The organism is Micromonospora sp. U21 (assembly GCF_018070045.1).
Taxonomy (GTDB): domain Bacteria; phylum Actinomycetota; class Actinomycetes; order Mycobacteriales; family Micromonosporaceae; genus Micromonospora.
In genome coordinates this window covers 31,341-54,034 of the sequence record NZ_JAGPYK010000039.1, presented here as the reverse complement: position 1 = coordinate 54,034, position 22,694 = coordinate 31,341, and the positions used below count along the sequence as shown (strand labels likewise).

21 protein-coding genes and 3 pseudogenes are annotated in these 22,694 nt (G+C 67.5%); 11 read left to right on the top strand and 13 right to left on the bottom strand.

The genetic code is table 11. The features are described from left to right. On the top strand, positions 1-461 hold a 461-nt coding region (locus KBX63_RS31100), incomplete at its 5' end, for an IS3 family transposase (RefSeq protein WP_210917430.1). 525 nt (positions 462-986) lie between these two features. On the opposite strand, the gene KBX63_RS31095 is transcribed toward KBX63_RS31100, so the two are convergent. Next, positions 987-1,646 (bottom strand): HAD family hydrolase, encoded by a 660-nt coding sequence (locus KBX63_RS31095; protein ID WP_210917428.1) that lies wholly within the window; start codon positions 1,644-1,646, stop codon positions 987-989. Positions 1,647-1,697: 51 nt separating this feature from the next. Then, entirely contained in the window at positions 1,698-1,901 is a 204-nt protein-coding gene (locus KBX63_RS31090) for a hypothetical protein (protein WP_210917427.1), read from the bottom strand. Between the two features lie 32 nt (positions 1,902-1,933). On the opposite strand from KBX63_RS31090, the pseudogene KBX63_RS31085 reads away from it, so the two are divergent. Then, positions 1,934-2,062 (top strand): annotated as a pseudogene (locus tag KBX63_RS31085) (DSD1 family PLP-dependent enzyme); the annotation flags it as partial. A 44-nt stretch (positions 2,063-2,106) separates the two neighbouring features. Here KBX63_RS31085 and KBX63_RS31080 read toward each other — a convergent pair. Then, positions 2,107-2,901 (bottom strand): class I SAM-dependent methyltransferase, encoded by a 795-nt coding sequence (locus KBX63_RS31080; RefSeq protein WP_210917425.1) that lies wholly within the window; start codon positions 2,899-2,901, stop codon positions 2,107-2,109. 796 nt (positions 2,902-3,697) lie between these two features. On the opposite strand from KBX63_RS31080, the gene KBX63_RS36135 reads away from it, so the two are divergent. Then, positions 3,698-3,823, top strand: coding sequence for a hypothetical protein (locus KBX63_RS36135; RefSeq protein ID WP_256443209.1), 126 nt, complete (start codon positions 3,698-3,700; stop codon positions 3,821-3,823). Next, complete coding sequence (locus KBX63_RS31075) at positions 3,769-4,473, top strand: tyrosine-type recombinase/integrase (RefSeq protein WP_374102286.1); 705 nt, start codon at positions 3,769-3,771, stop codon at positions 4,471-4,473. Before KBX63_RS36135 ends, KBX63_RS31075 begins: the two co-directional genes overlap by 55 nt. 621 nt (positions 4,474-5,094) lie before the next feature. Here the strand turns inward: KBX63_RS31075 and KBX63_RS31070 are convergent. Both KBX63_RS31070 and KBX63_RS31065 read right to left on the bottom strand, forming a co-directional pair. Then, positions 5,095-5,484: a DUF488 domain-containing protein gene (locus tag KBX63_RS31070; protein ID WP_210917423.1), complete on the bottom strand. Its 390-nt coding sequence runs from the start codon at positions 5,482-5,484 to the stop codon at positions 5,095-5,097. Positions 5,485-6,013: 529 nt separating this feature from the next. Beyond that, a protein-coding gene (locus tag KBX63_RS31065; RefSeq protein WP_210917420.1) for an IS3 family transposase occupies positions 6,014-7,182 on the bottom strand; the annotation gives its coding sequence in 2 pieces (ribosomal slippage) (positions 6,014-6,895 and positions 6,898-7,182; 1,167 coding nt in all). 55 nt (positions 7,183-7,237) lie between these two features. On the opposite strand from KBX63_RS31065, the gene KBX63_RS36925 reads away from it, so the two are divergent. Next, complete coding sequence (locus KBX63_RS36925) at positions 7,238-7,522, top strand: DUF4145 domain-containing protein (protein ID WP_210917419.1); 285 nt, start codon at positions 7,238-7,240, stop codon at positions 7,520-7,522. 91 nt (positions 7,523-7,613) lie between these two features. On the opposite strand, the gene KBX63_RS31055 is transcribed toward KBX63_RS36925, so the two are convergent. The 4 genes and pseudogenes from KBX63_RS31055 to KBX63_RS31040 form a co-directional block, all read right to left on the bottom strand. Then, positions 7,614-7,925 (bottom strand): integrase core domain-containing protein, encoded by a 312-nt coding sequence (locus KBX63_RS31055; protein WP_210917418.1) that lies wholly within the window; start codon positions 7,923-7,925, stop codon positions 7,614-7,616. Then, positions 7,906-9,104 (bottom strand): annotated as a pseudogene (locus KBX63_RS31050) (IS30 family transposase). The gene KBX63_RS31055 and the pseudogene KBX63_RS31050 overlap by 20 nt, the downstream one beginning before the upstream one ends. A gap of 74 nt (positions 9,105-9,178) precedes the next feature. Next, the gene (locus tag KBX63_RS31045; RefSeq protein ID WP_210917417.1) at positions 9,179-10,003 is read right to left on the bottom strand and encodes an IS3 family transposase; all 825 of its coding nucleotides are present in this window, start codon (positions 10,001-10,003) and stop codon (positions 9,179-9,181) included. Continuing rightward, a complete protein-coding gene (locus KBX63_RS31040) occupies positions 10,000-10,317 on the bottom strand; it encodes a transposase (protein ID WP_210917416.1) in 318 nt (105 codons plus the stop codon). Before KBX63_RS31040 ends, KBX63_RS31045 begins: the two co-directional genes overlap by 4 nt. Before the next feature lie 42 nt (positions 10,318-10,359). Here KBX63_RS31040 and KBX63_RS31035 point away from each other — a divergent pair, with 42 nt between their 5' ends. After that, positions 10,360-10,557 (top strand): hypothetical protein, encoded by a 198-nt coding sequence (locus tag KBX63_RS31035; protein ID WP_210917415.1) that lies wholly within the window; start codon positions 10,360-10,362, stop codon positions 10,555-10,557. Between the two features lie 249 nt (positions 10,558-10,806). Next, a complete protein-coding gene (locus KBX63_RS31030) occupies positions 10,807-11,280 on the top strand; it encodes a hypothetical protein (protein WP_210917413.1) in 474 nt (157 codons plus the stop codon). Positions 11,281-11,841: 561 nt separating this feature from the next. On the opposite strand, the gene KBX63_RS31025 is transcribed toward KBX63_RS31030, so the two are convergent. Both KBX63_RS31025 and KBX63_RS31020 read right to left on the bottom strand, forming a co-directional pair. Continuing rightward, positions 11,842-13,662, bottom strand: coding sequence for a CocE/NonD family hydrolase (locus KBX63_RS31025; RefSeq protein ID WP_210917412.1), 1,821 nt, complete (start codon positions 13,660-13,662; stop codon positions 11,842-11,844). Positions 13,663-13,827: 165 nt separating this feature from the next. After that, a complete protein-coding gene (locus KBX63_RS31020) occupies positions 13,828-16,428 on the bottom strand; it encodes a M36 family metallopeptidase (RefSeq protein WP_307871898.1) in 2,601 nt (866 codons plus the stop codon). 512 nt (positions 16,429-16,940) lie between these two features. On the opposite strand from KBX63_RS31020, the gene KBX63_RS31015 reads away from it, so the two are divergent. Together KBX63_RS31015 and KBX63_RS31010 are read left to right on the top strand one after the other, a co-directional pair. Then, positions 16,941-17,246: a hypothetical protein gene (locus KBX63_RS31015; protein WP_210917411.1), complete on the top strand. Its 306-nt coding sequence runs from the start codon at positions 16,941-16,943 to the stop codon at positions 17,244-17,246. A 19-nt stretch (positions 17,247-17,265) separates the two neighbouring features. Then, positions 17,266-18,144 (top strand): annotated as a pseudogene (locus KBX63_RS31010) (tyrosine-type recombinase/integrase); the annotation flags it as partial. A gap of 284 nt (positions 18,145-18,428) precedes the next feature. Here KBX63_RS31010 and KBX63_RS31005 read toward each other — a convergent pair. After that, the gene (locus tag KBX63_RS31005; protein ID WP_210917410.1) at positions 18,429-18,893 is read right to left on the bottom strand and encodes a hypothetical protein; all 465 of its coding nucleotides are present in this window, start codon (positions 18,891-18,893) and stop codon (positions 18,429-18,431) included. 415 nt (positions 18,894-19,308) lie between these two features. On the opposite strand from KBX63_RS31005, the gene KBX63_RS31000 reads away from it, so the two are divergent. After that, positions 19,309-19,545, top strand: coding sequence for a hypothetical protein (locus KBX63_RS31000; RefSeq protein WP_210917409.1), 237 nt, complete (start codon positions 19,309-19,311; stop codon positions 19,543-19,545). Between the two features lie 237 nt (positions 19,546-19,782). Here the strand turns inward: KBX63_RS31000 and argS are convergent, their stop codons facing one another. Next, a complete protein-coding gene (gene argS, locus KBX63_RS30995; protein ID WP_210917407.1) occupies positions 19,783-21,501 on the bottom strand; it encodes an arginine--tRNA ligase in 1,719 nt (572 codons plus the stop codon). A 678-nt stretch (positions 21,502-22,179) separates the two neighbouring features. Between argS and KBX63_RS30990 the strand changes: the two genes are divergently transcribed. Further along, the gene (locus KBX63_RS30990; protein ID WP_247663701.1) at positions 22,180-22,689 is read left to right on the top strand and encodes a hypothetical protein; all 510 of its coding nucleotides are present in this window, start codon (positions 22,180-22,182) and stop codon (positions 22,687-22,689) included. Positions 22,690-22,694 lie beyond the last annotated feature (5 nt).

Here is a 22,694-nt window from a genome sequence, read left to right as displayed (position 1 = left end):
ATCGTCGGGTGGAAGACCTCCGACCGCTGCGACACCGACATCATCCTCGCCGCCCTCGAATACGGCATCTGGTCCCGCGACGTCCGCGACGGCCAGTTGATCCACCACAGCGACAGGGGATCGAACTCGCCAACTACACGTCTTTCCGCTTCGCGGAACGCTTACAGGACAACGGGATCCTGCCGTCGATGGGCTCGGTCGGCGACTCGTTCGACAACGCGCTGATCGAGAACTTCTGGTCGACGTTGAAGATCGAACTCGTCTACCGCACGAGCTGGCGGACCCGCGACGAGGCCGAGAACGCGATCTTCGCCTACATCGACGGCTGGTACAACACCCGCCGTATCCAAAAGGACCTGGGCTACCTCAGCCCCGACGAATACGAGACCGCCTGGCATACCCGCCAGCACGAACCAGCCGCGCCCCCTATCGTCACCCCTGCGCCAGCCGGCAGCAGGTAACCACCGCTCCATCAAAGCGGGGGGGGGAACTCAGAGCCATACAAGCCCTCGCCTATGGGCCGTGATGATCAGACCCCTAGCAAGGTCTCGGCCTGCGGCGTGGAGCGCCTCGGCGTACTCCGGCTCGGGTAGCCCGAGCGTGACTTCATCACACGGAACGGAGAGTGCAACGGGCATCGGGTTGAGGTCGAGCTGGACGCCCGGCGGGTCGGTAGCACGCGCCATTAGCAAGCCATACGAGGACGGGTGCCCCAGACGACCCCGGTACTCAACGCCGACGACGCCAGCCTCGGCCGGCATCGGACCGTCGCAGCCAGTCCACGCGGTCAGGCAGGAAAACTCCCGCCGCCGAAACTCCCTGAGCATGGGCCGCACCGTAACGACCGTCGTAAGCCTGGCGGCCTTGGGATTAGAAGGAGGTCACGGATGGCTGGTCAGGTAGATGCGTGCCTGGTCGGCGCGTCTGCCGTTGTCGGGTGGCGTCGGCGTCAGCAGGTGGCCTTGGCTGTACGGATGGCTGTACAGCTACAGGCCGGAGTCCTCGCGTCGCAGTACCTCGACAGCGGCCACTACGTCCGTGACGGTGTGGTCCGGCGGAGTGAGTTCCGCCGGCCATTCCTTCCCTCGACTGACCCAAAGGGTGGCAAGCCCTGCCGCGCGGCCACCCTCGACATCAAGTACAGGGCTGTCACCGATCGCCCAGCCCCCGCGCAGCAGATCGAGGCCGCACCCACGGGCCGCCGCCTCAAAGATCTCGCGTGCTGGCTTCCGGATACCCAGCTCTCCGGACACTGCCCAAGCATCGACGCATCGGTCCAGTCCGGTACGCCTGATCTTGCGCAACTGGTTGTCGGCCTGGCCGTTGGTTACGATCGCCACCGTCCAGCCCTCGTCACGCAGTAGCGTCAGCGACCTCAGCACCTCTTCGCGGCAGCTCACCAACTCCGGCATCCGGCGTCGGTACTGCCTCCATGTGTCATCCGCCGATGCCAGTCCGAAACGCTCCATCACCTCGCCGAAGAACCAGCCACGGGGCACGGTCCCGTCCTGATCCGTAGCGATCAGCCAGGCCAACGCGTCGTCCGGCAGTTCGCGATCGGCGCAGAACTCGACCGCCCAGCGCCGGAATGCTTCCAAACGGTCCACGAGCGTGTTGTCGAGATCGAAAAGCGCTAACCGCTGCACGGTCAACAACCGTACCGGGCGGGTAAAGCGGATCTCCTCGTCGGGCAGTCGTCAGACCGTCCAGCCTCCCGGCGCGCCGCCGGCCTGCTCGCGGTGGTGGGAATCGACGAGCCGCTCACCTGGAGCCCACCAGCCGCATGCGTCGCCGGGATTGACCTGCCCGGCCGCGAACCCGACGACATCGACACCGACCGCCTTCACCTGCTGGTCGTCGTCGACGGGCTCAAACCCAAAGCAGAGAGCCAGCGAAGCCATTTTGAAGCACAACGCGGCCTACCCGACCTACGGTCGGCACGCAGGTGCGAGTGCTGCCGATCCACGCGTGCGCGACGGCCGCCCAGCACCACGTTTATCAGGTACGCGAGCCCGGCAGGCGGACGGTCCGCACGGTCTGGCCACGACTGCGCGGCTGGTAGCGCCGGCCACCGGGGCACCAAGCAGGGGTCGAGGACAGCACCGCTCAGGCCTCCCCCATCGTGCCGACCCTCGACTCGAAAGCGTCGCCCGGCGTACGCCCGACGGCGTACCGAAACGCGTTGACGAGGCGGTAGCCCCCGGGCGGGGTCCGGAACCGTCGGGCGGCGGCGATCACCGTGGGTGCCGCGGTAGCCATGGTGGCTGGATCTTCGCCCAACAGCACGCCACGGACGAGCGCGTCGTCATCGGGTGCGTGCCAAGGGACCTCGACGAGCCCCGCGGACACGACGTCGAGACCTCCGGCGCCGAGCAACTCGCCGAGACCACCGGGTTGCCATAGTCCGCCGATGGGTCGCGGCTGCTCGCCGGCGGCGTACGCGACGGCGTCCTCGATCGTGTTCAGGTCGTTGCGGGCGGCCTCGGCCCAGTTGGAGATCGCGACGAGGCCGCCGGGCGCCGCGACGCGGACGAACTCGGTGAGGGCGTCAAGGACGTCGTCGGCAAATTGCAGGGCGTTGAACGACGTCACCAGGTCGAACTCCCCGTCCGGCCAGGGAAGCTGCTCAGCACGGCCGAGCCGGATGTCGGCCCCGGTCGCCCGGGCGCGGGCGACCTCGATCATGCCGGGCGCCGGGTCAACGCCCGCCGTCGAGGCGCCGAGCCGGTCGAGGTACGCGAGGAGTTCGCCGCTGCCGCACCCCACGTCGAGCACGCGCGAGCCCGGGCCGATCCCGCTCGCCTGGGCCACGGCACTCCAGGCGGGCTCGGGGAACCCGCCCCAGAACTCGGCCCAGCCTGCGGCGACGGCGGACCAGCAGTCCAGATCCGCTCCGTCCATCTCGCTCCTCCATGAATTGACCGGGCCCGTCCGGGCGATGCAGCCAGAGTTCAAGCCCTGGCCCGTCTCCCGCGCCGCCTTCTCGACGCCGGCCAGGTGAGAACCGCGGCTCAGCCGGCCAGCAAGATCGTCCCGCTCGACCCACCGGTAGTAGTCGTCCCGATGGCCTCGGTACGACCAGCCAGGAGCGTGTTCCCGGTCGAGTTCGACCGGGAAGACGCCACATGGCTGGTCGTTCAACCACCAAACCTCAGGTAGGCGTTCATGTCCGAGCGATTGGCAACGGGCTAACCGCCCATGATCACAAAGCCCGATCCTGGTTCTCGCACGATATTACCGGCAGGCCGAGTTGGTGATGGTCACATTCGTCAGCGTTGCGCTACCGTGAGCGCCATTCATGGCTAATATGCCGGCGCCCCTATTGGGCTTGTCGAAGGCCGCGGGCATCCCGTCGGCCGACCGACTGTCACCGCACTCGGCACCAACGACGGGGGCGACATCAACACCACGCAGATCGGCATCGATCTGAGCCACCGGATCGCACCGGACGAATTGAGCCCGAACGACGTCGACTACGCGATTCGGGCCAAGTTGCTGGATCTGTATCTGACACCTGGCGCCGTCCAGGTGAAACTCCGGAAGTGATCAGGACCGCCCGCTGGGTTATCGTGGCGGTGACCGCGCTATTCGCTGTCACCGCCACCGCCTGGTTCCCCGCGCGACGACGAGCCGGCCGACGACCGGCCGGTGTTCGACCTCGGCCGGCTGGTCCTGACCGACCCGTTGGCCGGGGTCGTTGGCGGAGCAGATCGCGCGGCAGCTCGGCAGAGAAGCGGTGATCGCCGACTCCCGGCTGCCGCTGTCCGCATCCGCGTCCGCCGTCTCCTGCGCCGGCACCGACCGGGCCGGCTGCAAGATCTAGGTCGCCTCTACGCCGTCTGCCTGCTGTCGCCGATGGGTCTCCGGCCGACCGAGGTGCGTGGGCTGCGCTGGTCCGATGTCGACTTCGAGGCCGGCACGATCGCGGCCGGGGACAACACCCGGACGCTCGTCGACGGTGAAATCGAGGAGATGGAAGCCAAATCGGCGGCCGGCAAAGGCGGCCTGCCGATGCCCGCGACGGTAACGAAGGCGCTCAAGGCGTTCCACACCCTCCAGAAGAAGGAACGGCTGAAGGCCGGTAACGCCTACGTCGACAGCGGCTACGTCCTGGTCAACGAACTCGGCCAGCCACAGCGCACCGACTGGCTCCGCCGCCGGGTGTACGAGCTGATGACCAAGGTCGAAGTCCGCAAGGTCCGGCCGTACGACTCGCGGCACGCCTGCCTGGCCTACCTCGCCGGCGCCGGAGTGCCCGACGTCGTGCTGGCGGCCTGGGCCGGCCACGCCGACGGCGGCACACTCGCCAAACGGGGTGTACGTCCACCCCGACAGCAGCCACCTGAAAGTGGCGGCCGAGCACCTCGAATCAGGGCTGTTCGGGTGACTCCCACATCCGAGAATTCAGCAGTGCGGGCGTACGTGAGAAATTGTGAGACGGAACAGCAAGAAGGCCTCGACTCACGGAAGTGAATCAAGGCCCAGACCTGCCGAAACTCTGTCGGGACGGCCGGATTCGAACCGACGACCCCTTGTTACCGATCGTAGCCATACTGACCTTGTCATTGACTGTCAAAAGTAGACGCTGAGCTGCACAGACCCGATCGGGCAGTGATCGTTCTTGTCACTGGTTGTCATCCGTGGGTGGGGGTTTTCGGGGGGTAAACGGGGGCAGGCCGACAGGCCGCGCCAGATTCCCGCGCTTCCCCACAGCCGTCATGGGACCTACCGTCGCCCAAGAAAAGGACGGGCGCCTACCGATCGCGACCCACCTACCGTAGGGATGGGGTTCGTGTCGGTCAGGGCCACGACTATTGCCCACCGCGGATGACGCTTCGCGCTCGCAACTCTGAAGCTTGCGCAAGTCCGGCTGCACTGGTGACCTCGGGAGCCGGGCGTTTCCAGGTTCGTCGTGACCGGCCAGGGCTCTGCTGCTTGCTACAGGACATCCCCGAGCTGTCCAATCGGCTCATTCCCCCCTGACCCGACGGCCTGAATTACAGCATGCGGGCCAGCTCACCGTCTCTTTTGCGATGGTCGGGCTTTCGAAGAGGTCGCATGCTCCGGACGCGCGGCTTGCACGCGACAGGCGCGTCAGGCAGAGCCGGCGCCACCTAACGTCGGGGTGTGGGTCCCACGCAGAAGGTCGACGAGGACTGCTGCCTGACTGTGTTCGATGTCCTTGCTGGCAGTCAGCAGCGTGATCGGAGTGGTGCTGGCTAGCTTCCGGAGCCGCTCGATCGTCGCTTGCGACTGAACGTCTTGCAGTTCGATCAGGTAGCGGCGCCGGAACTCGACGAACCGCTCGGGTTGGTGGCCGTACCAGCGGCGCAGCGGGGTGGACGGCGCGATGTGCTTGATCCACTCGTCAAGGTGGACCGCTTCCTTGGTCAAGCCACGCGGCCACACACGATCGACCAGCACCCGAACGCCGTCATCGGGCGAGAGATCGTCGTAGACCCGCCGAAGGGTCACCGTTTTCATGGGTCCTCCTTGATGTGGATGCGCTGATCGCTCGCGACTACCACGGCGGCCACCGTGTCAGGGTCCCGCCAATCTTCGCGTGGTGCGCTCGTCGCGGGACAGATGTCTGGCAAGCCGGTGTCGTGATCGCCGCACTGCCGATGGTCGGCAGGTTGGGGGGGTCGACGTGACCGGTGACGACACCTGTGCAGGTCCGAGGCACAGGCAATCATTGATCGTGGTCGAGGCAACGTACGCGGTCAGGCCTGGTCGGCAAGGAGCCGCCACAGTCAGCGTCGGTTGTCAGGTCACGCCCTCCCCCAGCGCACCGCCGGCACCAGCGGCCCTCGAGCAGTGTGGTCACGACGATCCGAGCGCCACCGTGACAACCGGTGGTAGCGGCGGGAGCCGTCACCGACGTGATCGCCCGTGAAACGAGAAGGAGTTAGTGATGGAGAAGTTGTCCTTGACCGCGAATCGCCGATGGGCTGCTGAGCCATGAACTCGGCGCGTCGAGTGGGTCTGCTGCACCGATAGGTGACAGTTTCAGTCACGCGGCCTGACTGGCCGGTGGGGTCATGATGGTCTCGTACTCGATAGGGGTCAACCGGGACAAGGATCGTTGGCGTCGGCGGCGGTGGTAGGTCCGTTCGACCCAGGTCACGATCGCGGTCCTGAGCTGTTGGCGAGTGGTCCAGGTTCGGCGATCAAGGACGTTGTTCTGTAGCAGGCCGAAGAACGATTCCATGGCGGCGTTGTCGCCGGCGGCGCCGACTCTGCCCATCGACCCGGTCACGTGGTGCTGGTTGAGGGCACGGACGAATTTCCGGCTTCGAAACTGCGACCCGCGGTCGGTGTGCAGCACGCAGCCGGCCACGTCGCCACGGCGGGCTACGGCGTTGTGCAGGGCGTTGACGGTCAGCCTCGATTTCATGCGTGAGTCGATGGAGTAGCCGACGATCCGGTTGGACCACACGTCCTTGATCGCGCACAGATACAGCTTGCCCTCACCGGTGCGGTGTTCAGTGATGTCGGCCAGCCACAACCGATTCGGGCCGTGGGCGGTGAAGTCGCGGCGCACCAGATCGTCGTGCACGGGCGGACCGACCTTGCCGCCCTTGCCCCGACGCTTCTTCTTGCTGAACGCGCTCCACCAGCCCATGCCGGAGCAGATTTTCCAGGCGGTGCGCTCGACCATCGGCTGGCCAGCAGCGCGGGCCTCATCAGCCAGGAACCGATATCCGAACTCCGGGTCATCACGATGGGCGTCGAACAACGCGTCCGCCCGATACGCCTCAGCCAGCTCGGCGTCGGTGACACGGCGGGCAAGCCACCGGTAGTAAGGCTGACGAGCAATGTTCAATACCCGGCACGTCACCGCCACGGGGACCCCGTCGGCGGCCAGCTCGCTCACGAGCGGGTAGAGCCTTTTCCCGGCAGATTCGCCTGCGACAAGTACGCCGCGGCCCGGCGCAGGACCTCGTTCTCCTGCTCAAGCAGCTTGATCCGCTTACGGGCCTCACGCAGCTCGGCCGAGTCGCTGCCACTGACGCCAGGCTTGGTCCCGGCGCCGATGTCGCCCTGGCGCAGCCACTTGAACAACGTCATCGGGTGGACCCCGAAGTCCTTCGCGATCTGCTCGACCGACACGCCCGGGTCACGGTCACGGGCCACCCGCACAACATCATCACGGAACTCACGAGGGTAGGGCTTGGGCACAGCAACATCCTTCCAGCCCGCCACCAGGGCAAGCCATCTCAGATGTCACCTATCGGTGCAGCAGACCCGGAGCCTAGAGAAGAAGATTGATGAGCTGGCGAATCAAGGGTTGATTCGAGAGGACGCGAAGGACGCAGCCCATGCGATTCGCCTCGTCGGTAACGATGCCGCCCACGGTGATCTTGCTTCGATGGTGGTGGAAGAAGCAGACGCGCGAGAGGTCTTGGACCTCATGGATGACATCCTTGACGAAGTCTTTCAGTCGCCTGCCAAGGTCGCGCGTGTAAGGGCCAGCCGGGCAGCTCGACTAGCAGCTGCTAGAGGTGAGCGACAAACGTAGGCAGCGTCGAACCGACGACCCCTTGACCCCCAGGCAACCAACGCGGCTCGCTGACCTGTGAAGTTCCACCCTGGGACCGGACACCGGGGTTTCATGCCGCGAGGGCGAGGGCTTGACGGTAGCAGGCACGCGTCTCGTGGGGCGTGCGGTGGTTGAGCGTCGAGTGCAGACGGTTGTGGTTGTAGTAGGTGAGGTAGGCGAAGACGTCTCGTCGGGCCTGCTCACGGGTGGCCCACACGCGGGTGCCGATCTCGGTCTTGAGGGTCGCGAAGAACGATTCGGCGACGGCGTTGTCGTAGCAGGAGCCGACCCGACCCATCGACGGGCGCATGTTCAGGCTGGTCAGGGTGGTGCGGAACTCGGTGGAGGTGTACTGGGCGAGTTCAATCGGTCGTTGCAACACCGGACTGCTGTAGCGAGCGTAGCTGTTCGGCGAAGACCTCGGCCGGGGTCTTCCAGCCAAGGCTCTTGCGGGGCCGGCTGTTGACCGCGAGGGCGGCGGCTTCGAGGTCCTCATCGGACCATCTCGACAGGTCGGTGCCCTTCGGAAAGTACTGACGCAGCAGCCCGTTAGTGTTCTCGTTCGTCGGCCGCTGCCAGGGCGAGTGCGGATCGGCGAAGTACACCTTCGTGCCGGTATCGAGGGCGAACTGCGCATGACCGGAGAGTTCCTTCCCACGGTCCCAGGTGAGGGTCTTGCGCAGTTGCTGGGGCAACTTCGTCATCGACGTTCTCAGCGCGGTGTTCATCGCGATGGCGCCGTAGCCGCCGAGCGAGGGACCGTTCTTCACGGGTGGTTTCTCGCCCCAGCCCTGCAACCGAGGCAGATGCACCAGAAGCGTGCAGCGGCTGGAGCGCTCGACGAGCGTGCCGATCGCGGAACGGCCCGTCCCGATGATCAGATCCCCTTCCCAGTGCCCGGGGACCGCGCGGTCCGCGGCTTCGGCGGGGCGCTCGGACAGGACGACATCGGCAGTGACATGCCCTTGCGGCTTGTTCTGGGACCGCGCTCTGGGAACCCGCAGCGCCCGGCCGGTGCGCAGACACGCGACCAGGTCGCGCTTGAGCGCCCCACGCCCCTGAATGAACAGCGACTGGTAGATCGCCTCGTGGCTGATGCGCATGGACTCATCATCAGGGAAGTCGACACGGAGCCGGTGCGAGATCTGCTCCGGGCTCCACGCCGTCGCCCAGCGGCGGTCCTGCCGATGCGGCTTGTTCAGCCCCTTCCACGTGGGCGCCTCAGGCCCGGGGACGACCGTGCCGTCGGGTCGACGGACCCTGCCGGCGAGCCGGTCCTGCACGTACTCACGCAACCTGCCATTGCTCACGAGCTTCGCGGTCTTCGGGCGCTTCGCGGCCTGCTGCGCCTTCCACTGCGCCACCAGAGCCGGTAGACCGGCTTACCGCCCCTGGTCGCTGAGTTACGGCGCAGCTCGCGTGAGATTGTTCCCGGGTCGCGTCCGATCCTGCGGGCGATCTCACGCACGCCGACCCCCTGGGCGCGCAGCAACGCGATCTCCTCGCGCTCGGCGAATGACAGGTAACGGCCGGTGGGCTCGTCCAGGCTGATCGGCGGCATGCCGCCAGCGTGACGGAACCACCGAGACCCGACCGGCCACGACACACCCACAGCCTCCGCGGCCTCCAGCGTGGTTACTCCCGACGCGATCCGCCGCCAGAAGTCCCGCTGCACCGCACGAGACGGCTCCGGCCGTCCCGGTGAACGCATCGGCGGCCGCAACGCCCGATCCGACGCCCACTGGCGCCGCGCACCAGCCGGCACCTCAGGTATCTGCTTCTTCCCGCGCCCCATCGCAAACCTCCGTGGTCAAGGTGTTGCGACGACCAGCTGAATTCGCCCTGGACTCCTCTGTCCGAGTGATGGACCAGTCCGCCCAGGTCAGCGCCTTGATTTTCGCGACGCCAGATCGCCATCTTCAGCGCGTCGAGGGCCAGGTCGGTGTAGAGACTCGTGGACACCTGCCAGCCGACGATCAGCCGGGAGTACACGTCGAGGATGAACGCGGCGTACACCCAGCCCACGCTGGTACGCACGTAGGTCAGGTCCGCGACCCACAGCTGATTCGGCCCGGCCGCGGTGAAGTCGCGTTTGACCAGGTCAGCGGGACGTCCGGTCTCGGCGGCGGGCCGGGTCGTGCGCGGTGACTTGTCGCGCAGCAGCCCACGTAGCCCGGACTCACGCATCAGCCGCTCGACCGTGCACCGGGCGACCCGCACCCCACGCCGGTGCAACTCGTGCCAGATCTTGCGGGCGCCGTAGACGCCGTAGTTCTCCGCGTGGGTCCGCTCGATCATCGCGGTCAGCTCCTCGTCGCGCCGCGACCGGGCTGATGCCGGGCGGGTCTTGGCGGCGTAGTAGGTCGACGGTGCGATCTGTGCCGGCGTGTCTTCGAGCGCCTGCAGGACCGGCTGGACACCGTGTTCGGCCTTCTGGGAGTCGACGAAGGCGACCTTCATCGCGACGGACGGTCCAGCTCCGCCGCGAAGAAAGACGCCGCGGACTTCAGGATCTGGTTCGCCCGGCGCAGCTCGCGCACCTCCCGTTCGAGTACGGCGAGGCGTTCGGCATCAGTGCTGGTGATGCCGGGCCGGTCACCGGCGTCGGTCTCGGCCTTCTTCACCCAGGTCCGCAACGCCTCGGGATGAACCCCGAGCTGGCCGGCGATCCGCCGGATCGCTCCCACCGCGGACGCCGGGTCCCGCCGGGCCTCGACCGCCAACCGGGTCGCACGCTCACGCAGCTCATCGTTGTACTTCTTCGGTGCGGGCATTACTGGTGTTCCTCCCAGGTTTCGATGTCTCCATCAAACCCGGTGCGGAACAAACCGTTCAGAGCCGATCCGGCATGGGCGCAGGCGGTCGCCGACATCATCGCCCAGGTCTCGTACGAGCACCTACTCATGGGCAACAGGTTCCTCGCGCTGTTGTACACCCGAGACCGCACCGTCAAGCTCGGCCGACTCGGCGGCCACGAACACTGGTGGCGCGAACCCCTCGGCAGGAATTCGTAGAAGCCCGGCACGAGACGGTGACGCGGACTTGAACCCCTAAGCCGCCTGTGGGCTCTGGGTCGACCTGGAACGGACCTATCGACGCTCTGAGCTCGGCCGGAGGCGTCAGCGTCTCTCGACGTTTCACTTCTCTCGTGGCGCTCATCTGTACTGGCGTTGTACTAGATTAGATGATCAAATCCAAGCTCATCGGTGCTGGATGAGGCAACCGTCAGTGGCCTCCGGTCGACCGAGTGGGAGCATGGCCGCGTGGACTTCGAGTTGGAGCCCCCCGACGGGGTTGGCCCATTGCGCCTGGGGATGGCGCTCGATCACGCCCGGTCTGCCCTTGCTCAGCTCGGTGAGCTTGCTGGCCCGCTCTACGCGCATCGGCCTGGCGGCCTCGGGATTGGGGTCGATACCGGCGTCGGCGGGCGGGTGAACGCAGTCCAGCTCGATCGCCCGGACGAGCTGGACGTCGTCCGCTATCGCGGCGTTGATGTCTTCGGGCTTCCAGCTCTAGAGGTAGTCGAGCGGCTCCGACGGCATACTCGTGTAGTACCGGACGAAGACGAGGAGGGCTGCTTCGTCGCGCCGGATCTCCTCCTGTCCTTGTGGCGCGCGTTCGTCTCTGACGACCCGGAGGAGCCCCAGGGCTACTACTTCAACTCTGTCCTGGTAGCCAGGCCGGGTTACTACGACACTCCGGCCGAAGCCGCTCATCCAGTCCGCGCGTGTCGGTGATTCGGGACAGTCATCATCTTGGCTGGATGACCTGCTACTTCTGCGCGCAACTCTGAACACGTCTACGCGGGACTCGGTTCGCGAACTGGAATGCGCGCTGGGCTGGAGTGCCGGCGGGGTACGAGGAGTTCGTGACAACGCTCGGGCAGGGAACCTACTGCGAACCTGGTGCGGGTCTCGCCCCCCTCAACCATCAATGATGGCGACGACTGGCGATCTGTGGCGTCGAGCCGGGCGATGTGGGCAGAGTATTGGGCTTGGGGCGAGGAGACGCTCGCGCTGGGTGATATCCCGCTGCTCGTCCCGACTGGTGACACGGATACTGGAGACGAGATCGTCGCGCACCAGCACAGAGGCGTGTTCGTGCTGCCCCGGCATGACAACCAAGTCGTCCCTTGTGGTCCGATGCTCATGGACGTGCTCGACCACTATGAGCCAGACACCAGGTGGCAAGGGATCCAACCACCGCAACGCGGCAGCCTCTCCTGACACTGACGAGAGGATATCCGGAGGTGTCAGGACCAGCGCACGCCCTGGCGTGCGCTGGTCCTGAACCGCTGCTCAGAGTCGGAATGTCGGCGTGCCCGGCTCCGGGAAGGTGCGCGTGTACGCCTGGATGTAGCTGTCGAGGAACGGCGAGCGCTCCCCCGCGGTCGGCACGTCGTCCGCGGTGCTCTCCGTCGCCAGCCGCAGGACGGCGCCGGTCACGCTGATCGTGGCGCCCGACGGCGTGTCCCGCCAGCTCCCGGTCGTGATCGAGCCGATCTCGACCGCGAGCCGGTGCCCGGCCTGCAGCGTCCAGTCGGTCGACTTGAGGTCGAACCCGACCCGGCCCTTCTCGACCAGCGACACGTTCTCGTCGAACATCACCGCCGTGCCGTCGGGCGCGACGTCCCACACCTTGACCATGACGTTGCCCGCCGCACCAGCCGTGAGCTCGACGCGCGGCGTGGCGGTCAGCCGCGTCTCCTGCCGCACGACGTCGGACCACACGAGGTAGCTCGACGCCGGCTCCGCGGAGGCCGCGTCGGACGACGCCGACGGCGAGGCCGCCTTGCGCGTCGCCCCGAGCCCCTCGAGCCTCGGGGCGCTCTCCATGTCCCACTGCCCGTAGCTCTTCGGGAGGGCGAGCGTGGACGGCGACGACGCGTACGGCACGCCCGCGGCGCCGCCGTCGTCGACGTAGGTGCCGTTGCCGAGCGCCACGGTGATGCGGCGGTCGGGGGTCGGCCAGGTCGGCTCGGCCCGCCACTCGCCGAGGTTGTCCTCGATCGAGTAAGTGGGGTACGTCGTCGTCGGCTCCTCGTCCTTGAGGTACTGGTCGTAGAAGCTCATCACCTCGTCGAACCAACCCTCGCGGCCCATCGCCAGGCGTCCGTCGGACACGCGGTCGTTGCCGCGCACGTGGTCCCACTGGCCCAGCCAGCCGCGCTCGGGGCCGACGTGGTTCTCGAGGAACTCCTCCATCTCCTCGGGCTTGGTGTTGTTCTCGATGAAGCCCGCCGTGACGAACAGCGGAGTCGTCGTGCCCTCGGCCTTGGCTGCCATGTCGCGCGCCTGCCAGAAGGGGGCGTTCGGGTCCGGCTCGTAGTTGTCCGCGATGTTCTCGCTGAGGCACTCGGGGTGCGACTCCTCGTACCGGGCGTTGGCCTGGTAGCGCGAGGTGTCGTCGGCCAGCGGGTCCATCGTGGCGATGTTGTTGTAGGAGTTCGGCGTGCCGGTGGCGTTCGGGCGCGGCACCCCGTTGGAGAACAGGTAGTTGTACCCGGTCCAGATCGACTCCTGCGCCACGACCGCCTTGAGCTGCGGCATCTTGAGGTTGTTGCCCATCAGACCGGTGGCGCCATCGTACGACTTGCCGTACATGCCGACGTTGCCGTTCGACCACGGCTGCGAGGCCGACCACTCGATGGCCGCGCGGACGTCGTTCTGCTCGCCCGGGCCCTTGTTGTCGAGGCAGCCGGTGGACCCGCCGAACCCGCGCAGGTCGACCATGACGTACGTGAAGCCCTCGTCGAAGAGGTCGGCGCCCTCGAGGAAGTCGTTGAAGCGTGCCGACGGCCCGGTGTGGGTGAAGCCCTCGGGCCCGGTCTGCCCGGCGTGGCCGAAGTAGGGTCCGACGGCGAGGATGACGGGCGTCTTCGCGCCCGCCGGCAGTCCCTCGGGCCGCAGCACGTCGGCGTGCAGCTCGACCCCGTCCGTCGACGGGAAGTAGTGCTCCGTCCAGACCGAGCCCTCCGGGACCCGGTTGTTGTCCTCGTGGGTGATCCCCTCCGGCGGGGCCTCCGCCGCCGTCGCGGGGGCCGCCGCCGCGACCCCTCCCGTGAAGACGCTCGCGGTCAGCAGCACGCCGAGCGCCGCCGCCATCGTCCGTCTCTGCATCGATGTCTCCTCGTCGTCCGTGATGGGTGACTCTGGGTGACGCGGCGGGTCGCCGCGTCCAACGCGGCCGTACATCGGTCGCGGTTGGTCGGGTCTGGACGGACCGGAGGGAGCGTTCCGTTGGCCGGGACGCTCCCTCCGTTCGCCACCGATCGGTGCTGTGGCTCAGCTGGTGAACTTGAAGTAGGCGCGGTGCTGGAAGCCGTCGTCGAGGGTCAGGACGAACTCGCGGCAGGTGCCGTCCCAGGCGGGGTCGGTCTTCCACGGGTACAGGTACTGGCCGTTCGCGGCGACGGTCATCGCGGACCCGCCCGGGGTCTGCGCCGCGACCGGCGTGGGCCGGGGCGTGATCGGCCCGTCCGGGTTGACGGTCTTGAGGGTGTCGCAGTCCACCAGCCGGGAGTACGGGGAGTTGCTGGCTAGGATGTCCAGACCCCGGTTGGCGGCCAGCTTGAACCGCAGCGGCACCGCGTCACCCGCGTCGACCTCGTTCAGCGCCGGCTGCGCGGCCAGCTCGGTGAAGTCACCCCGGCAGGACGGGTGCGTGTCGAACGCCTCGGTGTTGTCGTCCCGGTTCGTGGTGCCCTGCACCGCGCTGTAACCCAGACCGCGGCGGGCGAACGACGCCCACAGCGTGCAGGCGTTCTCGCCACCGGTCAACGCCGCGTCCGCGGCGATGATGGCGTTGCGACCGGTCACGAAGCCCGGGCCACAGCCCTGCATCTTCAGCCCGTCGATCACGAGCTGCATGGAGAGGTTGTTACCGCTGGTCTCCCAGGAGTCGTAGACGTTCGGGTTCAGCCCGTGCTTGTCGATGAGGTCCCAGGTCATGTCCCAGAGGATCGACGCCCAACCGTGACCGATGCCGTGCGGCGCGGCCAGGGAGGTGCCGTTCAGCCAACCGCCGGTCTTGATGCTGTCGTACGTGAAGGGCTGTACCTCCATGTTGCGCGAGTACGGCCGCGGCCGGAGACCGTTACCGCTCCGGTTCTCCTGGAACAGGACGTACGGCACCAGGCCGCGCTGACCGTCGGCCGTGTCGAGCCTCGGGTCGAGCAGGGTGGTGACGGCGAAGTAGTCGCTCCAGCCCTCGCCCATCTGCTCGTTGCCGGTGAGGCAGTTGATCGTCGGGCCGCCGGTGAGCCGGTTGGAGATGCCGTGCGTGTACTCGTGGATGATGATGCCGGCGTCGAGGTCGCCGTCGCGGATGCCCGGGTGGTTCGGGTGCTTGCGCACCGACCCGGTGACGTCGCCGGCGGCGATGGCGGCCTTGATCGCGTTGCCGTCGGCCTGGGTCAGGGCGATCGCCGGGATGGTGACCGGCGCGGTCGTCATGGCGCCGGTCAGCACCGGCGCGGCCCCGGTGGCGTTGTGGGCGACCACGACCGCCTTGGCGCCGAGGGACTCGGCGACCTGGGTGCGCTGCAGGTAGCTGCAGGCGGCGGTGCCGCCGTCGACCACCGCGATCCAGTCGCCGCTCGGCAGCGTGCCGGGGTACGCGTCCGCCGTACAGCCGGTGCCGCCGTACACGAACTGGCCGGACCGGCCGGCCGCCGAAAGCGCCGGGCTGAACCGCGACCACGACGCGTCGAAGGAACCGACGCCATTGACGACGACCTGGTTCTGAGCGCCGAACTGGTTGCCCGGCCACAGGTACATCTGCATCCGTGGGGTACCCGTGCCGTCCATCGCCGGCGTCGAGAAGTTCGCGTTGTTCGTGCCGTTGCCGTCCGCGGCCTCGGCGCGCACGTAGTCGCCGGCCGCGCCGCCGCGACCGTAGTTGTTGACCTGGAAGTTGCCCGACGCCTCGTCGAAGCCGTAGAGGTAGGAGACGTCGTGGATGATGTTGTTCCAGTAGAAGAGGTTGGCCGTCGCCGCGTCCCGGTAGTTCTGCGGGTTTTCCGCGAGGTCGAGCGGGAAGTCGAAGCTCAGACCGGCCCCGCCGTTGGGGCGGCTGCCGAAGTCCGCGGCGTTGTTGACGTCCTGGTCCTGGTAAGCGTGGACGTTGTTGCCCTGGGTGGTGGTGTGCTCGGCGCCCGGGACGCCGTCGGTGTCGTGCCAGCCGTACGGCGACGCGGTGCCGTCCGCCGGGTTGGTCACCAGGGTGCGCGGCCCGTCGTTCGGGCTCTCCGTCGGGTAGCCGTAGACCCGGTAGCTCGATCCGTCCTGCGCGGGGTTGCGGGTGCCCAGGCCGCTGGCGCCGGCCGGCAACGTCCGACCCTCCACCTGGCTCAGGGTGCCGGACAGCTCGTCGACGTGCTCGTGGGTGGTCCAGTCGTCGGCGTTGAGGAGTTCACCGGTCCGGGCGTCCACCGCCGCGTTCCACAGGTGCGCAGCCGACGAGTCGTCAATGACCAACTGCCACGCCAGGCGCAGCCCCTCATCGGTCGGCTGCCACCCCAGCTTCGCCGGGATCGGCTGCTCCGAGATACCACTGCCGGACACCACGGTCCGCTTCGCCGCACCACCGGCCCGGCTCACCACCCGCGGATTCTTCGGCTTGGCCAGCTTCAGGCCCTTCGCGGCCGCCTCCACCGCCTGCACGGCGTCCAGCGACGCGGTCCCGGACACCTTCTCCGACAGACCCGACACCAGCGAGTCACCCCCGAAGATCACACTGCCGTCACGAGCGACGTTCACCGTCGCCGTGGCACCGAAGACCTCCAGGTCCTTGTACCGCTGCGCCAGGTTCACATGCGTCACACCGTTGTGCCGACTCGTGTAGCGGGACGCCACCGCCAGATCACGCAGGTCGGCGTCGGTCACGCCGTACTGCACCGGGTTCGCCCGCAGATAGTCGATCGCGATGCTGTCCGGCGTCCCCTCGTTCGGACCAGTCAGAAAGATCGGATTCGACCTCGCCGCACCCTCCTCCGGAGCCGCCGAAGCGGACGACGTCGGAAGCGAGGTCAGAGCAACAACAAGAGTCGTGGACAACAACAAGGCCGCGGGACGGCGGCCACGGGACGGATGTTTGTTCGGCGGCACAGCTACTCCTCGGGGGTTGGCAACGTGGAGCGCCTACTCACGACCACCGGGGGGCGGCCCGCCGCGGTGATTCGCGCCGCTCGCCCGGCGATTACTTTCCGTAATCAGTCCGTGCGAGTTGAGTTGCCCCGACGCTACGGTTTGACCTGCGGCCGATCATCGAACAACTGTTAAATATTTCGATCAATAGCTCCTACACCTGTCGTGCGGCGCCTTCCACCTGGCGGGGAAACGATGATCTTGCTAGCGGTGTCAGCATGGAGGTGGCGTCTCGGGTACGAGGAGGGGCCATGGCCTACGGGATCCTCAGCGCGATCGCGCACACCGCCGGCGCGGCCCTCGGCGGCTGGCTCGGCGGGCCGCTCGGGCTGCTGGTCGGCGCGGCCCTCGGGCTGCTGCCCGGCATGATCTTCGGCCGGGCGATCGCCTCGACCCGGGTGTACCGCCCGGATGTGAAGGGCTTCCTGCTCTTCGTCGTCGACCACACCTGGAGCCTGCCGAACACCGTCGTCGGTGCCATCTACCTCGGCCCGCACCTGGCCGCCGGGCACTCGCTGGACGAGGCCACCTCCCGGCACAGCTGCCGACTCAATTGATCGAGGGCGTCTCCCCCGGCGCCGGGACGTGCAGACCTGGATCAACCAGGTGGCCCGGACCTGCCAGTGCTGCGCTCAGGGAAAGGACGCCGCCCGCCCGAAGGACAAGCGGCGCTGCTGTGCCGTTGGCCGCTGCTGCCAGGCCGTCCCGTCAACGCGGACGGTCAGCGACATCCGGGCCGCGCTGCGAGCCGCCCTCACCCACGCCCAAGCCGAAGACCTCATCACCAAGAACCCGGCCGCGCCGGTCACCCTCGCCACCGTCGGTCGGCGACGGGGCAAGTCGCGGTCGAGCGACGAGGCCCGCAAGTTCCTCGAATCGGCCCGCGTCGACCAGGACCCGCTCTACGCCGCCTACGCCCTGGTCCTCGTCACCGGCCTACGCAAGGGCGAGGCCCTGGGACTCACGTGGGAGGACGTAGACCTCGACGTGGGCGAGCTGACCATCGGCCGCCAGCTGCAACGGGTCCGCGGCCGGCTCCTCCACCGCGACACCAAGACCCAGGCATCCGACGCCACCCTCCCCCTGCCCGACATCTGCGCCACGGCACTAGGAATCAGGAAGGCGCAACGGGACGAGGCACGAGCAGCCGCCGGCAACACCTGGCACGACACCGATCTCGTATTCACCACCCGCTATGGCACACCGATCGAGCCACGCAACTTCCAGCGCTCCTGGCAAACGAGATGCGAAAAGGCGAGAGTCATGCTGATCACCGTGCACGATGCGCGACGCACCTGCGCCACGTTGCTCGCCGACCTCGACGTCCATCCCAGAGTCGTCATGCAGATCCAACGGCACGCCCGCTTCTCCGTGACCATGGAGATCTACACGCAGGTCTCGTCGAAGGCGACCCTCGACGCCCTCAAGCGCCTCGGCGACTCACTCGGCCACTGACCTACTGCTGTACAAAACTGCTGTACCGAAGCAGAAAGACCACCTCCCGAACTCGGGAAGTGGCCTTGATCTGCGTGGGCGATAGTGGGATCGAACCAGTGACCTCTTCGGTGTGAAACAGGACGCCGCACCCGCTCTGACCTGGGTAAACGTGGAGCCGCAGGCAGGGGTGGGTGCAGTTGGGTGCCGTTCGATGCCGTCGGGCGCAGTTCAGGGCCGTTCAGGGCACCCTGCTGCTCCCAGCTTGCTCCCCCTATCCGTGCCCGGCACCGCCCCGTTGTAGGTCACAGGCAGCACCAGCAATACAGATCCTCGCCCGCGTCTCGCGCGCGCTGAGCAAGCGCGGCGACCTTCTCAATGACAGGCAGCATCTCGTCGTCAGACAGTGGCCCACTCCACGCCAGTTCCTCGATCCGCCCCCATTGCGCCGACAACTCCCGCACCTGGGCATTGCTGATAGAGGCGAGGGTGTCCCGCGCGGCCCGGTCCAGCGACATCAGCCATGGCCCGTCCTGCTCGTCCCCGCTCCACAACAATTCAAGGTCGACCAGGCTCACATCCCAGTCGACCTGTCGAACGAGGCTCACCAGCTTGCCGAGGGTCACCGTCGGCTCGATGCCCTTCAGGTCAACCGCATCCACAGCTATGCCGCCGCGGCTGACAGCGAACGGTCCGCCCTCGAAATCCTTCATCAACCTGACAGCCGCAGCGTCGTCCTTGGCCCGGAAGTAGTCGTACAGCACACCCATGGCACGCACTTCACCACAGGGATACGACAGCGGGTCCCCCCACTTCCGGGGGTACGTCAGGATGCAGGTGCAGCGCTGCATTGGCGGCGCTGCCGTGGTGCGTGGCACGTGAAGCGGAGTGGGAGATGCAGCGCTACCCCACGTTGCGAGCACTGTGGGCGAGCACCCCTGCGCACAGCGCCGTCACGCTGAACCGCGCCGACTAATCACCCGAACACGCCAGCCGCACCCGTGCCGGCCCAGTACCTTGATTGGCACCAACGCTGGCTCCCGCAGCCGCATCGGTCGATCGGGGAGCACGTCCACAATCGCTGAACTTGGTCAGCGGCATGACCAATCTCCCTGGACAGCACACCTAGCCAGCGCGCCCGCTCGGCGGCATGAGCGTGCACGTCTGCCGAGGTAGCTTTTGCGAATGGATCGTGATCCGCTTGAAGACATACCCGCCGAGTCCCGCACGGAACTGACGGCGGCTGTATGCGCCGCCATCGACGTCGATACGGCCGCTGCGGAAGACATCATTCGATCAACTGAACCGTTCTGGGACGCGATGGGACGAGCCGGTGGCCTCGTGGACTCATGGGGTGGCGGCGAGTTCTGTTACCTCCTGCCGCGGATCTTGTCGTTCGTCCAAACGACTGCCAACCCATAGCGCACCCGGCGACCGTCCGCACCCTGTGATGGGCAGATCTGCAGCCTTGCGAACCGGCGGGCATAGCGCCCGCCTTGCGGTCTGCGGCCTTTGAAGGGGCGCGGGCCGCAAGGGGGGAGCGTGGTCAGGAGCTGCAGGTGTTGAGGATGTTCTGCGGGACGGACTTCTCCGACGACTGCAACTTCAGGCCCCAGGTCGTGAAGGGCAGTCTTCAACCAGAGCGGCCGTCCAATTTGGTCACATACGTTCAGGGGTCTGGATGCCGAGCATGTACAGCCCTTGCCGGAGCACTCTGGCGGTCAGGTCGCAGAGCACCAGTCGGCTATCCCGGATCGGCCTCTCGGCCCGCAGCACCGGGCACCGCTCATAGAACGCGCTGAACGCGGCGGCCAACCGGTACAGGTACCCGGTCAGGTGGTGGAACTCCAGACTGTCTGCCACCTCGCCGACCACCCTGCCGAAGCCGACCAATTCGAAGGCGAGTGCCCGTTCGGCCGGCTCGGCCAGCGAGATTCCCGCCTCGGGCCGGGCTACCAGCCCGGCCCGCCGGAAGATCGACTGGATCCGTGAGTACGCGTACTGCAGGTAGGGTGCGGTGTTGCCGTCCAGCGACAGCATCCCCGCCCAGTCGAGTACGTAGTCCTTGTGCCGGTCGCTGGACAGATCGGCGTACTTGACCGCACCGATGCCGACCGCCCGGCCCACCTCGGCCGCTTCCGCCTCGCCCAACTCCGGGTTCCGTTCCCGGGCCATTGCGGTGGCCCGAGCGATCGCCTCCTCCAGCAGCCCGACCAGCTTCACCGATCCGCCGGCCCGGCTGCGCAACATCCGCCCGTCCGACCCGAGGATCGACCCGAATCCGACGTGCTCGGCCCGTGCCGGCGAGGCCAGCCAGCCGGCCTGCGCTGCGGCGGCGTGCACCATCTCGAAGTGCCGCCGCTGCGGGAGGCCGACCACGTAGAGCAGCCGGGTCGCGCCCAACGTGCCGGTCCGGTGCCGGATCGCCGCCAGGTCCGTGGCCGGGTAGCCGTAACCGCCGTCAGTTCTGCGGACGATCAGCGGCAGCGGCTCGCCGTCGCGACCCTTGTAGCCGGGCGGAAACACGCAGGCCGCGCCGTCGCTCTCCCGCAGCAGACCGAGCCGGTCCAAGTCCTCGACCACCGAACCCAACAAATCGTTGTAGCTGCTCTCGCCGTGGAAGTCCCGCTCGGTGAGGGTCACGTCGAGCAGGTCGTACACGGTCAGGAAGTACCGCTCGGACTGCTCCACCAGCAGCCGCCACAGCCGCAGCGTCGCCTCGTCGCCACCCTGCAACGCCACCACCCGCCGCCGGGACCGCTCCTGGAACGTCTCGTCGGCGTCGAACTTCACCCGAGCGGCCTTGTAAAACGAGTCCAGGTCACCTATGGACAGCTCCTGCGCCGCCTCGGCCTCACCCAGGTCAGCCAGGTGCTCGATCAGCATGCCGAACGGCGTGCCCCAGTCGCCCAGGTGATTGGCCCGCAGCACCCGATGCCCCAACCACTCCAGTAACCGGGCCGCCGCGTCGCCGATCACCGTCGAACGCAGGTGCCCGACGTGCATCTCCTTCGCCACGTTCGGCGCCGAATAGTCGACCACCACCGTCTCCGGCTCGGTGACCACCGGCACCCCGAGCCTCAGATCGATGGCCAGCGCGGAGACCATCCCGGCCAAGACCTCGTCGGCGACGGTCAGGTTGAGAAAGCCCGGCCCGGAAACCTCCGCCGCGCTGCACAGGTCGGTCAGGTCAGCGCGAGCCAGCACCTCGGCGGCGATCGCCTGCGGCGACTGGCCGAGCTGTCGGGCCAGTGCCAGCGCCGCGTCGGACTGGAAGTCCGCGCGCTGGGAACGCCGCACCACCGGGTCGACCGGCGTGCCGGCCACCGTCGCGAACGCCGGTGTCAGCCGGTCGGTCAGCAGTTTCTCCAGATCCATGGGTACACCGATCTCGATCGGATCCGCTGCGCGGATCACCGAATGGGGATGCGAGCGGACCGAGGACGATCAGCGATGACCGGCGGCTCGATCCGCCGGTCGCAGAGGAGAATGCTCAGCGCAGGCGGTCGTTGGACCGCCGGCGTCGCAGCGCGCCGACCAGGACGTCGGGTGACGCCGTCGGGAACGCGTGCGAGCTGTTCATGCCAGCAGCCTAACCGGCCGGCCCGGGCAATGCGCAAGGCCATTGCCCAGCCCCGAGCAGGACCGTGCCCCGACATAATCGAGTGCAGGGATCTCGCCATGAGCGGACACCGCCCGGCTGACGACCGGGACAGCATGGCTGACATCTTCGGGGTCCGCCGAAGATGTCACAGGTCAAAGCTCTCGGTTCACCGCATCGCGTCTTTCATCCCACCGGCCTCCACGACGTCGGAGTTGCAGATCCCGGACACGTTGTACTACCGGTCCAGCGACGACTCCTCCTGGGGTAGATCGTCCGGCGTCGGCTGAGAGGGCACCGGCCGTTTACGCGCCCGGTCATCGGCAGATCCGTGCGCCGGTGGGAGCCGTTGCGCTGATGCTGCGGCGCCGTTGAATAATCCGCGGGTGGATGTTGCCGATCTGCTCGCTCGGGCTGCAGGCATGGTCCCGGCTGATGTCGTCAACGAGGCCGGCATGACGGTGATGGACGTACGCGAGTACCTCGACCACAACGAGTGGGAGGTCGCGCTCGATCTCCTTGCGGACCTCGACACGGGTTGGCGACCGCCGACCGCTTGGTGGGATCTGCTGATCGACAGCGCCGAGCTGATGTGGCTCTCCGACGCGGCAGCGTGGTGCCGGTGGGGTCGGTGGGAGAGCATCCACGGGATCGTCCGCGCCGAGTTGCGACTCCTGTCGGCCACCGAGGGTGGCCGGGGAACGCCAATCCCGGGCAAGGGCATCCTCCGACCGCTGTGGGACCTCGGCCGGCGTACGGCCGCAGGCGACCCCGATCTGCTCGTGGCACGCATCTGGGTGGAGTACAGGCCAGCGTTGCCACCAGGCGCCACCGGGTCGGTCCGCCTGGGCCCGCTGTCCCCAGCCCTCTGGCGGCACCTGCAGCCGGGCATGACGATCACCATGCACGAGGGCCGGCCCGCGGTAGGAACGGCCACCATCATCGAGGCATCGAATGGGCGCTGACATCA